The 18,062-nt window shown below is 40.4% G+C and carries 13 protein-coding genes; 7 read left to right on the top strand and 6 right to left on the bottom strand.

The genetic code is table 11. The annotated features are described in order from the left end of the window. The first annotated feature begins 116 nt into the window (after window positions 1–116). On the top strand, window positions 117–4,637 hold the full coding sequence (locus AB0756_RS00515; RefSeq protein WP_038085156.1) for an AAA domain-containing protein: 4,521 nt from the start codon (window positions 117–119) through the stop codon (window positions 4,635–4,637). A gap of 184 nt (window positions 4,638–4,821) precedes the next feature. Further along, window positions 4,822–5,478: a glutathione S-transferase family protein gene (locus AB0756_RS00510; protein WP_038085159.1), complete on the top strand. Its 657-nt coding sequence runs from the start codon at window positions 4,822–4,824 to the stop codon at window positions 5,476–5,478. A gap of 35 nt (window positions 5,479–5,513) precedes the next feature. Here the strand turns inward: AB0756_RS00510 and AB0756_RS00505 are convergent, their stop codons facing one another. Then, window positions 5,514–5,828 carry a HigA family addiction module antitoxin gene (locus tag AB0756_RS00505; RefSeq protein WP_038085161.1) on the bottom strand — a complete coding sequence of 105 codons (315 nt, stop codon included), beginning with the start codon at window positions 5,826–5,828 and terminating at the stop codon, window positions 5,514–5,516. Window positions 5,829–6,071: 243 nt separating this feature from the next. Between AB0756_RS00505 and AB0756_RS00500 the strand changes: the two genes are divergently transcribed. Next, on the top strand, window positions 6,072–7,139 hold the full coding sequence (locus tag AB0756_RS00500) for a type IV pilus twitching motility protein PilT (RefSeq protein ID WP_038085162.1): 1,068 nt from the start codon (window positions 6,072–6,074) through the stop codon (window positions 7,137–7,139). A 26-nt stretch (window positions 7,140–7,165) separates the two neighbouring features. On the opposite strand, the gene AB0756_RS00495 is transcribed toward AB0756_RS00500, so the two are convergent. Further along, the gene (locus AB0756_RS00495) at window positions 7,166–7,909 is read right to left on the bottom strand and encodes a hypothetical protein (RefSeq protein WP_038085163.1); all 744 of its coding nucleotides are present in this window, start codon (window positions 7,907–7,909) and stop codon (window positions 7,166–7,168) included. A gap of 267 nt (window positions 7,910–8,176) precedes the next feature. On the opposite strand from AB0756_RS00495, the gene clpS reads away from it, so the two are divergent. Together clpS and AB0756_RS00485 are read left to right on the top strand one after the other, a co-directional pair. Further along, complete coding sequence (gene clpS, locus AB0756_RS00490; RefSeq protein ID WP_038085164.1) at window positions 8,177–8,491, top strand: ATP-dependent Clp protease adapter ClpS; 315 nt, start codon at window positions 8,177–8,179, stop codon at window positions 8,489–8,491. 11 nt (window positions 8,492–8,502) lie between these two features. Continuing rightward, window positions 8,503–8,796 carry a DUF2103 domain-containing protein gene (locus tag AB0756_RS00485; RefSeq protein ID WP_038085167.1) on the top strand — a complete coding sequence of 98 codons (294 nt, stop codon included), beginning with the start codon at window positions 8,503–8,505 and terminating at the stop codon, window positions 8,794–8,796. 55 nt (window positions 8,797–8,851) lie between these two features. Here AB0756_RS00485 and AB0756_RS00480 read toward each other — a convergent pair whose 3' ends face one another. After that, the gene (locus AB0756_RS00480; protein WP_038085195.1) at window positions 8,852–9,172 is read right to left on the bottom strand and encodes a hypothetical protein; all 321 of its coding nucleotides are present in this window, start codon (window positions 9,170–9,172) and stop codon (window positions 8,852–8,854) included. A 520-nt stretch (window positions 9,173–9,692) separates the two neighbouring features. Here AB0756_RS00480 and AB0756_RS00475 point away from each other — a divergent pair. Further along, a complete protein-coding gene (locus AB0756_RS00475; RefSeq protein ID WP_038085169.1) occupies window positions 9,693–10,685 on the top strand; it encodes a M48 family metalloprotease in 993 nt (330 codons plus the stop codon). A 134-nt stretch (window positions 10,686–10,819) separates the two neighbouring features. On the opposite strand, the gene AB0756_RS00470 is transcribed toward AB0756_RS00475, so the two are convergent. From AB0756_RS00470 to AB0756_RS00460, 3 genes are all read right to left on the bottom strand, one after another. Further along, window positions 10,820–12,463 (bottom strand): acetolactate synthase large subunit, encoded by a 1,644-nt coding sequence (locus tag AB0756_RS00470; RefSeq protein WP_038085171.1) that lies wholly within the window; start codon window positions 12,461–12,463, stop codon window positions 10,820–10,822. Window positions 12,464–12,570: 107 nt separating this feature from the next. Then, window positions 12,571–13,938: an NAD-dependent succinate-semialdehyde dehydrogenase gene (locus AB0756_RS00465; protein WP_038085197.1), complete on the bottom strand. Its 1,368-nt coding sequence runs from the start codon at window positions 13,936–13,938 to the stop codon at window positions 12,571–12,573. Window positions 13,939–14,209: 271 nt separating this feature from the next. Beyond that, complete coding sequence (locus AB0756_RS00460; protein ID WP_038085173.1) at window positions 14,210–15,829, bottom strand: adenylate/guanylate cyclase domain-containing protein; 1,620 nt, start codon at window positions 15,827–15,829, stop codon at window positions 14,210–14,212. 697 nt (window positions 15,830–16,526) lie between these two features. Here AB0756_RS00460 and AB0756_RS00455 point away from each other — a divergent pair. Further along, entirely contained in the window at window positions 16,527–18,062 is a 1,536-nt protein-coding gene (locus tag AB0756_RS00455) for a VanZ family protein (RefSeq protein WP_038085175.1), read from the top strand.

The following is an 18,062-nucleotide window of genomic DNA, read 5'->3' as shown; positions in this document are numbered from 1 at the left end:
CATGACCTCCTCAGTCTGCTACTATATCAAAATTTCGGAACTATATGTAAATCTGGAAAATAGGGAAGCTTTAATCCCTAACTCTCCATTTCCAAACCCAACTCTCTGAGGTAACAATGCCATCATTTCAAGCTGAACCAGAAAATTTTCTTGAATTGCTGCAAATTGTCCGTGATGGTGCGGAAATCAGCTTGAAGTCTGGGGAATATAAAGGACCCTTCTGTATCGAAAAATCGCTGACTCTTCGCGGTACAGGTGCGGAGACAGTTATTTTTGCAGTTGATGAGCCAGCATTGGTTGTGCAAGTTCCTGGGGTACGGCTGGAGAATTTAGCGATCGCCCGCACGGTTGGAGGAGATAAGGGAGAGATAGCGCTTTGGGCTGCGAAAGAAACACCCCCCGTTTGTCAGGCGGTCAGGTTAACAGGGATAGCGCCTCATGCAATCTGGGAAAATGCTCATTGGGATATTCCTGCTATTTTGGATTTTGGAGAGGTAGAAAGCGATCGCCAAGTTGAACGTTCTTGGACGGTACAATTAGGGACACCGTGTAAAATTGTATCTGATGTCAGTTGGTTGAGAGTGCAAGATTCTCACTTATCTCCGGGAGTGCAGGATTTGTACTTAACGCTGGATTCACAAGATATTCCTACTGGAACGATTCTCTCTGGTTCTGTTTCTATTGAAGCAATCGATGGCAATCGGGTTGTTCGGATTTCTGCTTTCATTAGAGCAAATCAGCCAACCAATGTAGAACCTATATATACAAGAAATAACAATTCAGAAGATGCTGTTGGGGAACGGGTCATACCAACAAAAAAACAGTTACAAGTTTGGTATACATTTTTAGAGATAGAAGAACGTATAGCCCAATCCCGCCAATTTTGCGTACCTTTTCAAAATCATAACTATGGTGGAGATACCAGACGGGTAACTTTTGAAATTGATGCGGAAGCAGCAACTCTTGACGGTTCTTCTGCAAATAAGTTGGATGAAGATGACTTTTGGCAACGCGCTAAAAAAGCACGTAATGAAGATGTGATGTTGTTTGACTCCTCTCCCCAATATAGCAACAAACGAGATGGAGAAAAGTTGGGGACAATCGCAGACGTTGACTTTGAAGAGAGTAAAATTCGTATTAGGTTAGATTCCGATTTTGTTGAGCGCTTGAATCGGGGGCGTTACAAACTCCCCAAAAAAGGATTTTTATATTTTGAAGCTGCGGGTGATATAAACCAAATCAACCAAAAGAAAAAGGCTTTAGACAACTTGCGACAGGGGCGATCGCAAAATCTTTTATTAGGAAACTTCTTATTCGATGCAGCCAAAGCCCATCGTCCATCAAAAATCATTAAACTACAACCTCAAGACTTATTAAAACGAGATGCCAATCCCGATCAAATAGCTGCAGTTGAAGCAGTACTTTCCGCTCCCGATATGGTTTTGATTCAGGGTCCTCCCGGTACTGGTAAAACTACAGTAATTGCCGAAATTTGCTATCAAGTTGCCTTACGGGGTGGAAAGACGCTGATTGCATCTCAAGCTAATTTAGCGGTGGATAATGCTCTCAGTCGCTTAGTTCACAGCCCTGTTATCCGTGCTTTGCGGAAGGGAAAAGCTGAAAAAGTGCAGGAAGAAGGACAGCCTTTTTTAGAAGATAATGCGATCGTAACATGGATGCAAAATACTGCTGATGACTGTGAGAAAAATCTTGCAAAACGTCAAGAAAATGTACGGCTTTTTCAGGAAATTTTGAAAGCTTCATCAAGATTTTTAAAGTATTTAAAAACTGAAGAAGAATTTCAAGAAACACAAAAACAATTAGAAGCAGAAAAGACAGTTTTAGAGGAAAATTATCAAAGATATGAAACAATTTCCAAACAAAGTCTAGATACTATAAGTGAAGTTCAATCTTTCAAAACAAGGTTAGATAATCTCCTGCAAACTGCTCCTCATATCGATTGGGAAAGCCCAGAAATTGTGAATTTTTTGCCACTACTGAAACCTTATACCAATGGAAATCAAGCTGTTGAAAATTTCATTGCTAATGTACGCACAGCCTTAACTAAAGTGACTGAAATGGGTTTTACTCGTCCAGCCCGTGGTGCTTTTGGACTAGCAGTTTGGTTGCAGGAAACTGTAGCCACAGCGATCTTGGAATTTGAGGAAGTTGCCAGTGATGCGCGAAATGCAGCACAATGTATGTTGGAAGTGTCTGAATCCGTGCAAGTTTTTAAGCAAAATTCCGTTGCTTCTCAACAGTTACAAAAGGATTACCAGCAAAGTTTGACAAAGCAGCAGAATATTGAGACAAAAATTAAAAACTTGGAAAGCCGAAAAAGTGAATTAGAATTTGTCGTCAATGCAGTAAAAGAATGGAAATCTACGGCAAATATTAGGTTGTATCGAATCCTAACAAATTGCTGTCAAACGGGTTCACTATTGACTGATGAACTTATTGAGCTACCCGCAGGATTGTGGATGATTGCTCGAACCTTAAATTTACCACTTGTCCCTCAAATTTATAAGGTTAATAAAATCGACCATCTACCAAATTGGGTGCAGTTAAAAAATGCATTATCTTACGAAGTAGAAGGAGGTTTTATCGATCGCCGGGGTAAACAGCACCGATTTAGCGAATTCTTTTACCAAAGCTTAAGTCAAACTCCCATGGTTCTCTCAGCAAGCGATCGCCAACAGTGGCAAGAACTTGCTAAGAAATATAAAAATTATGCATATATTGCTTCCAATCAACGTCCCGCTCTCATTGAAACTACACAGTATTTTCTCAATCAAATGCAACAGGTGTATGGCTCCTCTTGGGACCAAAGAAATATCGATACGGCTCTCAACTATCTTGTTAAAGAACTCTTAGAAAATATTCTCGTGAATGCTCGTAAATGCGTGTTGTCAGTTAAGACAGAAACAGAAAAACAACTTCAATATTGGCAACAACAGTTAAAAGAAATTCAGAAAAATACAGCAGAACAACAGCAGAAAGTCTCAGCCATCCAACATCAGTTAGAAATTGCTCAGCAAGAAGGAGATTTAAAACTCAACCAAGTCACTAATCTTTTGCAAAAACTAACCCATCATCAAAATATACCGGAACACTTGCGAATTCTTACAGAGAATTATCTGCTCGACCAATCCTCTATTTGGGAGAAACCAAAACAATTTTTAACACAAGTACAATCTTGGGAACCTTCTACGAAAGAACTAAAACCGTTAATTGCTGCACTAGATCCTTTTGCTATTCTCCAAGTTATCAAAACTTGTCTGGATGAGCATCAAGCTAAGTCAGAAACGGAATATGAAACAGCAAAACTTCAGATAGAAAAATTACAAAACAAACTGCATGAGTTAGATCGGAAAGCCCAATTACAAATTCCAGAAGATTTAATTCAAGAACGCCAATGGTGGGAAAAAGCATGGCAAAGCTTACCCAAGCAATACAAACCCGAGTTACCATCTACAAGTTTGTTTGCTCTAAAATTTTTACATCAAGTCAAAGCACAATTTGACTCATGGCAAAGAGAATTAGACAAAGAAGAAAGTTACCTCAAACGCTACCAAAATTTTGTGCAAGATTGGATAGGGAAACTCCGCAATCCCTCTCCTCAAGACCGTAATGAATTAAAGCAGATTTATATAAATAATGCCAATGTGATTGGTATCACTTGCGTTCAAGCAGCGAGGGGGGATTTTTCTAAAGAATTTCCCAGTTTTGATGTTGTCATTGTTGATGAAGTTAGTAAATGTACCCCTCCGGAATTATTAATTCCAGCTTTAAAAGGCGAAAAAATAGTTTTGGTAGGTGACCACCGTCAGTTACCGCCTTTGCTACATGAGGAGACGATCGAAGATATCGCAGAAGAACTGAAGATGACAAAAGATGAACTCAGTTTTGTCAAAGAATCCCTGTTCAAAATGCAGTTTGAAGCCGCACATCCCAGTATCAAGCAAATGCTGACAATTCAGTATCGCATGCACCCGCAAATTATGGGAGCTATCAATCAGTTTTACCAGCATCGATTAACTTGTGGTATTCCAGAACCAGATACGAAACGAGCCCATTATTTAGGGGGTTCTATTATTCAAGAAAATCACCATATTCTGTGGATTAAAACACCAGCCGAACAAGGTTTTGCAGAACAAAGAGAGGGAACTTCTCGGTTTAATGCACGAGAAGTTGATATTATTGAAAAGCTATGCGAACAAATGGAGAAGGCTTGGTTTTCAAAAGTTGCTGACGGTCAACCTCAAAAAGAAATAGGAATTATTACTTTCTACAGCGCTCAATTGAGAGCGATTAAAGACAGAATTGAAACAGGTAAGTTTCCATCTTTAAATATCCGTACTGGTACTGTTGATATCTTTCAAGGTATGGAGCGACCTGTCATTATCGTAAGTACAGTTTGTAACAACAGCAGAAAAGATATTGGATTTGCTAAGGAACCCGAACGGGTTAACGTTGCTTTTTCACGCGCACAAGAATTGCTTGTGATTGTTGGATGTCACGATTTATTTACTCAAAAAGTCGGTCAGGTAGGAAAGATGTATCAGGAAGTTTCTAATGTTGTGCGTCGTTATGAAGGATTTATTGATGTTTCTGATGTTCTGTCTTTGAAGGGGTAATAAAGATATTTAAGAGTGTGGGAACCGCACCCCGTAGCGGATGCAAGCGGATGAATCATTTGGATTGGGGTTGAAGAGAAGCTGGGTACAGCTTGCGCCAAAGGCGAACGCTCTACTTCAATTTTATGGACCGTAATGCGAAATAATTGAGTTTGGATCTCACAGTGTCAAAAATAGAATCGAAATGAAGTTTTACCATCATCCAATTTCACCAAATTCCCGTCGTGTCTGGATTACCCTCTTGGAAAAAGGAATCTCGTTTGAAGAAGTGGAAGTCAATCTGGATGGCGAACAGTTTAAACCAGAGTTTTTAGCAATTAACCCTTTTCACCGAATTCCTGCTTTGGTGGATGATGGTTTTCATATGGTGGAATCTTTAGCAATCTTGGATTATTTAGAGGCAAAGTATCCTACACCCGCTATGTTACCCACTGATGCGAAGGATATCGGAATTGTACGGATGGCGCAACTGGCAACGGTGCATGAATTAATGCCTGCTATAATCCCATTGACCCCCGTGATGTTCGATTTACCTGGAGCAGATCCTGAAAAAGTTGAGCGCTCAAAACAGAAAATTTCAACAGTCCTGAAGTTTTTTGAGGGTTTGCTCGATAACCGACCTTTTTTTGGCAGTGACAGTATAACTCTTGCCGAACCTGTAGCTGGTACTATAGTACCTTGGTTGCCATGGGGTGGCGTTTCCCTCAGTGAATATCCAAAACTGAGTGCTTGGTGCGATCGTCTGACAGCACGTCCGACTTGGCAAAAAACCCAAACTCCAGAAATCATAGAGGCGATAAAATCTCGCGTAGCAGCAATGATGGCAAAGAAATCTTGGTAGTAGGAGTTTAAGAGTTCCTGCTCCTTCTGAAGTAATTAGTTTTCCGGCTCATCTAATACCCACTCTAAACGCTTTTGTTCTTCTGCCCGAGCCTGTGCTTCTCGATATCGTCGTTCGCGGCTGTTCCAGAAGCTGGCTGGAATTCCTAAAACCCGCTCAAATTGCAATGCTGTTTCTGGAGTAATTGCTGCTTTCCCATTAATGATTTCGTTAATCGTTTTTCTAGGTATACCCGTTCGTTCCGCCAGTTCTGCTTGGGACATACCACGTTCTTCAACGACTTCTTGAAGAGTTTCCCCTGGAGCAGAAACATAGTCTGGCGTGTACTGATTTTGAATTTTTTTACCCATGTGTATCCTCTACGCCGAGTATTCTTACGGCAGTTACTTTACTCACATAAAAAGGCATCAGGGAGGCTGCAAGATCTAGCCGATTTGGAAAACTTGAATGAATAAAGCTATCGGCAATTGTTATATTCAAATCTTGTAACTCTGTTTAGTTAAATGGCGTTATGTAAATAAAAATTTATAGTTGCTATTTCTAATAAAATTGAGGGAAATATTAGCTATGTAGTTCCTGAAAAGAAAAGCTATATGACTACTGGCAATGTTAATAATTTAGAAATTTTGACTTTAGAGCAATTCCTGAATAATGCACAAATACAACAAGCTTTGGATGTTCATATAGCAATCGGTGATGTTCCTTATTTTCGCATCAAAGGAATATTAAAAGCAAGTTCAGATTCTACAATCGATGAATTGAAATTCTGGACTTGGGCAGAGACAGTTTTTAATGTGGATGAAATTCAGCAAATAAAATCTGGTTCTCCTTTACAAATATTTCATCAATACCCTTTTGGTAATGTTTCTGTATCATGTTTTTTGACTTTACAGGGTGCTGTGATGGCGATTAGGTTTTTGCCTCTTAATATCCCTACATTCGAGAAGCTAGGAATTCCTGTAGCATTAAAAAATATCTGTCAGCACTTACAGGGACTAATTTTAGTCACTGGTGAGATCGGTAGTGGTAAAACGACAACTTTAGCTAGTCTTGTAGATTATTTGAATCGGGAAATGAGCCGAAAAATCTTCATTATTGAAGAAGCGGTTACTTATGTACATCAAAATCATCAATCCTTAATTAACCATTGGGTGGTGGGAACACATACTCCCAATATCGTTGAGGGAGTGCTAACAGCATTAAAGAATGATGCTGATGTAATTGTGCTCAATGAGTTAAGCGATCGCTCTACTGTTGATGTTGCCCTACGCGCTGCTCGCTCTGGTACTCTAGTCTTAGCTTGTCTGCATACTAGCAGAGCGATCGCTGCAATTCAAGAATTATTCACTCTTTACAGTACCCAAGAACAGGATTTTATTCGCTTTCGTCTGGCTGATAGTTTAAAAGCAATTCTTTCTCAACGATTAGTCTCAACCCTCAGTGGTGACTGCAAACGTACAGCCATTTTTGAGCTTTTGTTAACAACTGATGTCGTTCGCAGTCATATTTTAGAGGGTAGGGTACAGCATTTGCTAACACTAATGCAGCAAGGTCAAGACCGTGGTATGTCTACTCTAGAGGTTGAATTGCAAAAGCTGTTACAATCCGAGCGCATTACTCAGGAAATCTTTGCAGAAACTTTACAAAAACTGACTTTCTGAATAAAATCTACGTGTTCTCTATAAGCTTACAAAAGTTTTTGTCTGAAAGCGAAAGCCGCACCCATGACAACCAGTAAACCTAATAAAGCTGATGTAGAAGTAGGTTCGGGAACCGACCGCGCAACAGGAATTTGACGGATTGTAAAAGATTGGTATAAATTTTTTCCATTCAAATCGTCAGGAATATCAACTGAAAACGTGAAATCAACAGATTCACCAGGCGCAACAGAACCTCCAGACCACTGAAGACGGAAAGAACCATCTCGATTGAGTTCCGTAAATTTAGAAGAGGTGGGCTTTTCGTCAGCATCCGAAACGCTAAAATCGAAATTCGGAATTGCTAATCCAGGTTGAACAAGAATTAACTCAGGCGAGCCGAAGTTATTATTGACTCCAAATCCAATTTGAAAGGTAAAACCATCCCAGATAGAGCTTGTATTATTGACAACTTTTTCAGTGAAAAAATACTCTGTTATCCCTCCTGATGGTTGAACGAATACTGGAGTATCAACTGAGTCAGTCGTTTTAAAGCTTATGGGAGTACAAGACAAACCAGGAAAGTTAGCGATCTGATTTGGGCTTGGCGCTATGCTATTGTCATTATTTGGATATGGCGTAACCACAGAAGTTTGAACTTGCGGACACAGAGCATCACCAAGACCGGGTCCGGTTGGCGGGCTGATGTTATTAATGGTACGCGCTTGTGCAACTTCGCTAAAACACAGAAAAATCGCTAAGGTAGTTCCAAGGATTGTGGTGATTCGTATCATTTTTAGTTGGTGGTGACTGGCAAAGATAACGCTTTACGTGTAAGTGCTCCCAAGCATATAAGTATAATTTGGGCTAGAAAATTTATCAGAGCCGCTTGAGGAATTTACGCAAAGTCCAGGCATTAATTTATAAATTAATTGAAAAACGATTACCCCACCTTATCTTCCACCTCATTTTTTTGCCTGTAAGAAGGGATAGTAAGTACGTTAATAGATTAAACTAGTTAATCGTAATGTAGTTTTGTTAAGCTTTTGGACAAGGTAATTATGGCTACCAGACTTTCAATAGCAGCAACAGTACCAACCATAGCTCCTGAACGGTCTAGTCAAGTTACTTACAAGCCATATCCAAATTATAAAGTGATAGTCTTAGATGATGACTTTAATACATTTCAGCACGTTCACGACTGTTTGGTGAAGTATATTCCGGGTATGACTAGCGATCGCGCATGGGAACTGACTAACCAGGTGCATTACGAAGGTCAAGCCATTGTTTGGGTGGGTCCGCAAGAACCAGCTGAACTTTATCACCAACAGCTGCGTCGAGCTGGATTAACAATGGCTCCTCTTGAAGCAGCATAACAATAAAAACAATGACTAAACCCTCTGAGGGCAGACTTGTCTGGAATCACTCAACCCACATCAGCGGTCTCATCCCAATTCTAGAGCGTCTGATCAAACAAAATGGCATTCAAACTGTAACGCCTGGGGAGATTGGGCGAGTGAAAGGTCACTGCCCTCATTTACAGTTACGGGTATCTATACCGATCCGGGGTGGCTTTAAGGTGATAGCACGTCACGGGAAAACCGTACAAGAAGTATTTATTCTAACGAATTTAGATAAAGAGCAACTCGAAGAGGCGATTTCAGTTGCAATGAGAAAATAATTGTGTGTTAGAGGTTAGTTGTTATTTCCACTAACAACTAACCTCTAACCAATAACTACTCCTGAACATGACGCATTGCCAGTTTGTGGAGCGGTAAACTGACAACACAAGAAAATGTTAAGAAATATGATAGCGCTGTTGTGATTCTCAAAGTCATCAATAAAGTTTCCCAATCAGGTAAAACGACTTTCTCAATCGCAAAAGCAACGCAATAAACCAACCAGTACGAAAAGCTCATTCTAAACAGAACTTTCTCTGTTTCTTCTGCTTCATCGTTATTTTGCTTGCGTTCCCACAGTAGTAGCAGACCGACAATACAAGCAACAAAGGAAACGGCAACTACAGAATCGTGACAGATGAAACTTAATGAGTGCATTGGCGTATATCCCGTAAACATTCCATTGGACTTAAGTCTAAAGGAATAGCCTTTTAATATATGCAAATAGTAACAAACTGAAATAGATAACTGGCTGTTTTGTAAATAAATAAAAAGAATTTTAAATTATTAATAATTTTTCAATTTAGGAAAATTAAAGACAACTTCGTAATTTACACCTTAACTCTCAATTTCAGGCAAATCTCGGTGTATGCATTCCCTATCACTACTACCGAGAACAAAAGATGAAACAGCCTTTAGTTTTCCGGTTAGGGGGTTACATAAGTCTTTTGAAAACACTCCCTGTTTCCTCTTTGACACTATACTTGTTTAAATTATTTTATAAAACTACGCAAATACACTTAAAAGCATAAAGTTATGAAAAACCAAACTATCCCTGGCATTCTATAAAATTTTAGGAAATAATTCGGTGGATCTCAAAAGAACTATGTAATATTATTTACGCAGTTGTATTTATAGAATTATCAAAAAATGTCGTTAAGACATTAAGGTTAATTATATGTTTGCTTGGAAACTAAAACTTTTAGCTATCGTTTCTTTATGTTCGCTATTTTTTCCCAATCACCCGCCGATTTTGGCACAAGCAACTGTAGAAAATACCCCAACTCCCACTGCTTCGAGCGTCTATCAACAAGCAAAAGAAAAGCTGCCGTCTGACTTGTATGCTATTTACCGTATTGTCGATCGCATTGCTCGTGCTAATGAAATTGATAGTCGTCCTTGGCAAGTGAAGATTGTAAAAAAATATGATAATTTTAGCTTTGCAAGTGAAGAGAACCTGATAACAGTTCATAGCAGTGTTCTGAACCAATTGGTAGGCGATTCCTCAGCCCTGGCTTGTTTGGTAGGTCACGAAATGGGTCATCATGTAAAGCGCCATATAGCTGTTAGCGAGACTCAAAAGGCTCTATTGCTTGCCAAAATTAAAGAGGAAACCGAACAGGAAGTTTTGGGGACAAAAAAAACTTCATCCACAGAGTCAACAGTGAACTACGTAGGAGGTGCGATCGCCAACCATGTCTTACCTGGATTTCTTGGTAACTTAGTCAACGGTGTTCTCGAAAGAAGAAATACCAATCGAGCACAGCAAGCAGAGAAACGCATACAGGAGATGATTGCTCAAAAGACAGAAGATTTAGAACAACGCCTTGCATTACAGAGCAAAGAGCAAGAATTAGAAGCAGATCAAATGGGCTATTTAACCTCTATCCGTGCGGGTTTTGAGCCAGAAGGATGTTTGCGAGCGTTAGATCTTCTTGCTAAAACGCCGGGATTTGAGACCGTAATTCCACCTACATCTCTAAGAATAGAATCCTTAAAAGATTTCATCACAAAAAACCCTCCTCAAACGTTAGCACAGGAGGGAGAAGCGAGAATTTCTGCAACACAACCTTTAACCTACGACTTGTCTAAAAACGGGGAGTCACTCAAAATTAACTCCCGTCATGGTGCTTCAGTTGCAGACGATATTGATGCAAAGTTTGGGAAATAGCTAATGGCTAATGGCTAATAGCCCTTCGGGTTCGTCAGTCCCCAGGACGTGGGAAACCCGCCTACAGCAATAGTCTCACCGCTTGTAGCACTGGTTTCACCATTAGCTATTAGCTATTAGCTATTAGCAAACCCTTACAAAGAACAACTTAACTCACCAGCTTTTTGGGTAAAGCGGATGTTTTCTCGATAGTCTACACGACAATCTATGACAGCAGGTACGTCTTGGGCGAGGGCGTCTTTGAGCATGGGAACTAAATCTGTGGCGGCTTCAACTCGGTAGCCTTTTAGTCCCATGCTTTCTGCAAATTTGACAAAGTCGGGATTGCCAAAATGAACAAAGGATGAACGCCCTTTACCAAAGTGGTTTTCTTGCTTCCACTCAATCAATCCATAGCCACCATCGTTAAAGATTAGGGTGACAAAAGGTGTCCCAACACGCAAAGCAGTTTCTAGTTCCTGGCAGTTCATCATAAAGCCACCATCTCCAGTTGCTGCAACAACTTTGCGATCGGGATAGACGAGTTTTGCGGCTAAGGCACCGGGAATGGCAATTCCCATTGCAGCGAATCCATTGGAAATAATACAGGTATTGGGGCTGTAGCAGTGGTAATGGCGAGCAATCCACATTTTGTGTGCGCCTACATCGGAAATAACAATGTCTTCTGGTCCCATGACTTGCCGCAAATCGTAAATGAGCTTTTGCGGCTTGATGGGGAATGCATCATCATTGGCATATTGTTCGTAATCAGCACGAATATTTGTTCGCAGGCTGATGGCGTAAGGGTTTGGTTTGCCTTGCCTATCTGCAACTTTTAATATCTCTAAAAGTGAATCTGAAATATCCCCTACAACTTCTACTTTAGGAATATAACTGCTATCAATTTCTGCAGGAGTTGTTGCAATATGAATAATGGGTATTTTGCCTTCGGGGTTCCATTTTTTCGGGGAGAATTCAATTAAATCGTAGCCAATGGCAATGACCAGATCGGTATTAGAGAAGCCACAGGTAATGAAATCTCGCTGTTGCAATCCTACTGCCCACAGTGCGAGAGGATGGGTGTAAGGAATAATACCTTTCCCCATAAATGTATTGGCAACGGGAATATTTAACTGGGTGGCGAACTGGGTGACTGCATCACTGGCTTGAGCGCGGATCGCCCCATTTCCTACTAGAATTATGGGGTTAACTGCTTGAGAAATCACTGCTGCAGCTGCTCTAATACTGGCAAAAGATGCAAAGGTTTTTTCTATTTTGTCTTTTTGCAATGGTTTGCCGTCTGCGGGCATGGCAGCTATATTTTCTGGCAAGTCAATATGGACTGCGCCCGGTTTTTCACTTTGCGATCGCTTAAAGGCTTTTCGCACAAGTTCTGGCGTAATACTTGGTCTGACAATCTGTTTGTTCCATTTTGTTACTGGGGCAAACATTGCTACCAAGTCAAGATATTGATGGGATTCGATATGCATTCTATCTGTTCCCACTTGCCCGGTGATGGCAACCAAGGGTGCTCCATCAAGGTTAGCATCTGCCACTCCTGTCATTAAGTTTGTTGCCCCAGGTCCGAGCGTAGAAAGGCAAACTCCAGCTTTTCCTGTCAAACGTCCGTAAACATCTGCCATGAACGCCGCACCCTGTTCGTGACGAGTGGTGATGAACTTAATTGAAGAGTGTTTTAAGGCTTCTAGAACGTGCAGGTTTTCTTCGCCAGGCAGTCCAAAAACATATTCTACACCTTCATTTTCCAAGCATTGTACTAGTAGTTCAGCCGTATTCATTTAATTTCCTCAGTAGTTAGTGGTTGGTAGTTAGTGGTTAGTGGCTAGGAGTTAACAACTAACCACTGACTTTTCCCAATCCAAAATCTCAAATCCACAATCCACAATTATTTAACCCATACAGTTTTAACATTGACGAACTCATGAATGCCTTGGATACTCAGTTCTCTGCCATATCCGGAACGCTTAATGCCTCCAAAGGGTAAGCGGGGGTCAGATTTTACCATTCCGTTGATAAATACCGAACCTGCTTCGATTTCTTCAGTCAGACGATCGCGTTCTTCAGCGTTAGTTGTCCATGCACTGGCTCCCAAGCCAAAGGGTGTGGAATTTGCTAGTTTGATTGCGGCATCAAGATCCGCAACACGAAATAGCATTGCTACAGGACCGAAAAACTCTTCCTTTGCCATTGGATTTTCTGGAGAAATCTCCGTGAGAATCGTTGGAGGATAGTAATTACCAGGTCTATCTGATACAGGATGCCCTCCTATGAGAAGTTTTGCACCATTCTTAACACAAGCATGCACTTGTTGGTCTAACTCCTTAAGCAGATCGGGGGTGGCTAGGGGTCCCAAATCAGTTTCAGGGTCCATAGGGTCGCCCACTTTCAAGGCTTGGAATTTTTCTAGCAACAACTTTTCAAACTTATCTGCGACAGATTCAGCAACTATAAAGCGTTTGGCTGCGATACAAGATTGACCGTTATTCAACATTCGTGCGGAAGTTGCTGTGCTTGCTGCTGCTTCTAGATCTGCACTTTCTAAAACAATAAAGGGGTCGCTACCTCCCAATTCCAAAACTGTTTTTTTAATTTGCGTTCCCGATGCGGCGGCTAAACTTGCTCCGGCTGGCTCACTTCCTGTCAGTGTGGCGGCTTTGATGCGATCGTCTGCCATTAAGGAAGCTACCTTGCTAGCCCCTATCAATAAGGTTTGGAAAACTCCTTCGGGAAAACCTGCTCGTCGTATAATTTCTTCGATCGCTAAAGCACATTGGGGAACATTAGAAGCGTGTTTGAGCAATCCTACATTTCCCGCCATCAAAGCAGGTGCGGCAAATCGGAAGACCTGCCAGAAAGGAAAATTCCAAGGCATAACGGCAAGAATAATGCCTAGTGGTTGGTAGCGGACAAAACTATGACTTGCATCAGTTTTGACAGTTACATCACTGAGGAATTGAGGAGCGTGGTCGGCATAGTAGCGACAGACAAGAGCGCATTTTTCTACTTCTGCGATCGCTGCTTTAAAAGGCTTGCCCATCTCCAGAGTCATCAGCTTGGCATATTCTGCTTTTTCTTGCTCTAGAACCTCAGCCGCTTTCTGCATCCACAATGCTCGTTCTGGAAAACCAGTTTTTCGATACTGCTCAAAAGCCTGTTGTGCAAAATCGACTTTTGTCGCGATTTCGGTAGCATTTAACGGCTCAAAAGTTTTGAGCAATTCCCCTGTTGCGGGATTAATGGTGGCGATAGCCATGACCTGACCTCCCGTTAAAAAGTTACTTGAGGTAGCACCGCGTTGTCGCATAATCTTAATTGCGGTCTTACTACATAATTTTAGTCTTTTAATAAATGCTCATTTTACTTATATTAAGATTTTTCAATTAAAATTGAAATAAATTATACATACATAATATGTATTTTTGCTTATCGCGTCTGAAAATGAAAGTGTAGTTGAGCAAACACTGCTTGATTTTAACAGGATAAAGTATATTTTTTATCCTTTATCCTTCATCCCCGATCCTTACTTAATGCCTTTCATGCATCTTTGTCTGATAAACCTTAACCAATCGATCGATGCCTTTAAAGCGATACTCTCCCATCTCATAAAAATCCGAGGGATTTGAAAGCAAACTATAAGTAACTTCACTGAGAACACATTCTCCAGGAGGGCAAACTCCTTCCATTCGGGCTGCTAAATTAATAGTTGCTCCTAATGCGGTATACTCAACTCTCTGAGAACTACCAACATCTCCCACCACTGCTCTGCCACTATTAATTGCTATCCGTAATTGAAGCGGTTCTTCCCAAAAATTCCGAGTATTAAGCGTTTCCAGACGAGTTAGCATTCCCATGGCAGCGGCTACAGCGCGATTGGCATGATCTGGCTGTGGTTCGGGCGCACCAAAAAACGCCATAATACAATCACCAATATACTTATCCAAAGTGCCGCCGAAGGCAAACACTTCCTTTAGCATTTCTTCAAATAAATAGTTCAGTAGTTCCGCAATCTTAGTTGGCGATAACCGTTCTGAAAGGGCAGTAAATCCAACTAAATCCGCAAATAAAATACTAATTTCACTGTCTTGTGGTGGTAAACGACCATCAGGTAGAACTCCTACAGAGATCAGCTGCTGCACCACCGCCGGGGAATGATACCGTTCCAATCTTTGGCGAAGTGACTCCTCACTTTTAAGTTTCTCTGCTAACAACCAACGCTGTACGCTAGAAGCGACAATATTTGCCAAAGCTGAAAAAAACCTAAGTTCTTCCTCACCTTCTTGTGTCCAATGGTGTGATGAAAGGTGGGCATCAGCGTAGAGAACTCCAACGACTTTATTTTCATCCCATAAAGGGACCGCCATAGCGCTACGAATACCTTTCACTAAAATACTGTTTTCGCCAGCAAACCGTTCATCATTTTGAGCATCAGCAGTTTGAATGGCAACTTTTTCCTCAAAAACCTTTTGGCAGATACTGCGACTAATCCAATCACCATCAACTAATAAATATTCGTGTTGGGAAAAATCTCTTGTAGCCGCATTCATTAATTCCAGCTTGCCGCACCCACCGACATCAATTAGAAGCGCCAAACGGTCTATACTGTCAAGGTAACGAAAAACAACTTCCTGAACTTGGGAGAAAATCTCTTGTATGGAAGCTGCTGCAGAAAGATTCTTTGCTATGTCTACTAGGTCTTTTAAACGGGCAATGGTTTTGTCTTTGTTGGCAATATCGCTGTCATCAATATCAGTCAGCAGCCATTGCTCTTGCAATTGTTTAACATTACGTAGAATTGTTCTTCCTTGAGCGGTTGCTCCTGCTTCTGGCTTGTACGTTGTCTGTTCTATAGGAGTCAGTAGAACAACTAGACTCACATCTCCCAACCAAATAATGTCGCCACTACGTACCTGGTGGGGCGATGTCACAAGGTGTTCGTTTAATTGGGTTCCATTTTTACTTCCTAAATCCTCAACAGTCCATGTACCGGAAGGAGTTTTTGTCAATCGGGCATGGAAACGGGAAACGCCTCCAGATGCTATACAAAGGTCACATTGAGGCAAGCGACCTATTGTAAATGTATCTTGATGCACCGTTATCATTTTTTCGGAAGTTCCCTCTTGCAGACGCAGTTTCAGTTCTGTCATGACTCTATAAATCCATCCGGGATGTGGAGATTAAGATATTATGTAGTAGTTAGTCAGCTACCAGTTATCAGATGTCACTGTTTCACGGCTAGCTGAGCGAGGGCTTAACCCCCCACCCTTATCTTTATGGCACTGTCTGTAGCAATCCGACAAGTGTATCTGGCGTCCCCCAACCTAAAGGTACGAGTTATTTATAACTCATAAGCTTATCTAAAATTAAAGTATAAAAATATACACTTAATTAGCTAAACTTGAAAATAATATTTGGTTAACCACAGTTGATTTGCAAGAACCTCATCAACTATTTACATTTTTTTTATCTTTACTGTATCTTCAATGAATAACATAAGAAATAGTGTTTTTGTTAAGCTGTCGTGTATATAATTTGCACCCTTCTGACTTGGGAGAAATGAGTCAAAGCCTCCCCCACTATCCGGTTCCCCCCTCTTTCTCTCAGTCAACATGAGAAAATTAAAGGCAGCACAGCTTATGGTGCTTCATGACCCGACTCTTTTATGTATTAACCGCAGCATCTCTTGAGACAAATACTCCATTTTTGGTATTGACATGACTGGAAATTCTCAAATCTCAGTAAAAATACGTCAGTTAATTTCCGTAATGAGAGGTCAGACAAGTGAATAAGTAGTAAAGATTTGATTTTAGTTTTCCATCGCTCTCCATTCAATTAAGATAGCTTATGAAACAAGGTAAAAACTTTTTTCCAAAAAATACTCTTTTGAATAGAGGCATTTTTGCGAAAGATATTTGGATGGTTTTAGGTAGCATATTAGTCGTGCTAGTAGCTACACTTTATCCCTTCAATTTTTCTTCACCCGAGAATTTTTCAATACGAAAGATACCCAGCCAATTTGAAAGTACAAGCGATTTTATAGACCAAGTCAATAACATTCTCTTATTTATTCCTTTTGGATTCAGTCTTGGTAATGCTTTACAAAAAATCAGAAGAATACCATTGTTAGGAAAAATTGTACTGGTTTTCCTGGGGAGCGCAGGGTTATCTCTGACAGTTGAACTTTTACAGATATTTTTACCATCTAGAGAACCCACCCCTGCCGATTTGATTAATAATAGTATTAGTGGATTGGTAGGTCTACTATGTTTTTATTTGTGTGCTTCTCAACATCTGAATAGTCTTTTTAGCAGCATAGAAAATAGCAAATTAGCAAGGTCTACCCAAAAGATATCATTGTTTTTTTGCGGATATATATTGTTAGCATTTACTATCTCCATTGTTTGGTTAGGAACAACAAATTTAAGTGGTTGGAATCCGAACTATCCATTAATACTTGGAAACGAGACAACAGGAAATAGACCATGGCAAGGATATATCTCTAAAATTTATATTGCCGATAGAGCTATTTCAAAAAGCGAAGTAGAAAAAGTATTTGTTGATGAAAATTATTTGAAGACACTGGGAGACTCTCTAGTCACTTCTTACCAATTTCCCGAACAATGTTGTCAGCCAGAAGAAACTGTAAAAAGTCCGAAGTTACGAGAGAAAAAACTTTGGTGGGATCGTTTGTCAGAAAACCAGCAAGGTCAAGGAGTGTTTTTAAGCCCAGGTAATTGGTTAGAAACGGCGAATCCTGTCACTTCTTTAAACAAAAGAATTCGTGAAACTTCTGAGTTAACTATAAGTACCACTGTCGCTAGTTCTGATATAAGTCAAACTGGACCCGCTCGTATTATATCTGTTTCCAACGGACCGCTTCGTCGCAATTTTACCTTGGGACAGGAGAGAACTGCTTTGGATTTGCGAATTAGAACTTCTATTACGGGAGAAAATGGTTCGGAATTAAAGATGAGAGTTCCCAATGTTTTTACAGACAACAATCCCCATCATATAGTACTCACGTACTCTAAAGGCACGCTCCAAGTTTATATTGACACATTAAGTCATTTTAGTACATTCAATTTACTGGACTTAATACCCAAACAACAGCAAATTTTTTACTACGCTATCACCTTTATTCCTTTGGGAATTTGTTTGACGATTATTACAGTTCTAGCCAGAAGAAAAATCTTCCTTTATAGGTTTTTGCTTTTCAGTGGAATCTTATTACCTTCTTTGATACTAGAAAGTATTTTGGTAAGTGAAAACGGTAAGAGTATCAGCCTCAGAAATTTTTTACTGGGTATATTCTTTACAACAGGTACTGTGCTAGTGTTAAGGTTGCGTGCTTTGATGGTAATGAAAAAAACAACCGTATAG

The organism is Tolypothrix campylonemoides VB511288_2 (genome assembly GCF_045999855.1).
GTDB classification, from domain to species: domain Bacteria; phylum Cyanobacteriota; class Cyanobacteriia; order Cyanobacteriales; family Nostocaceae; genus Scytonema; species Scytonema bouteillei_A.
The sequence above is the reverse complement of the archived record's forward strand: the minus strand, read 5'-3'. Positions and strand labels throughout refer to the sequence as shown.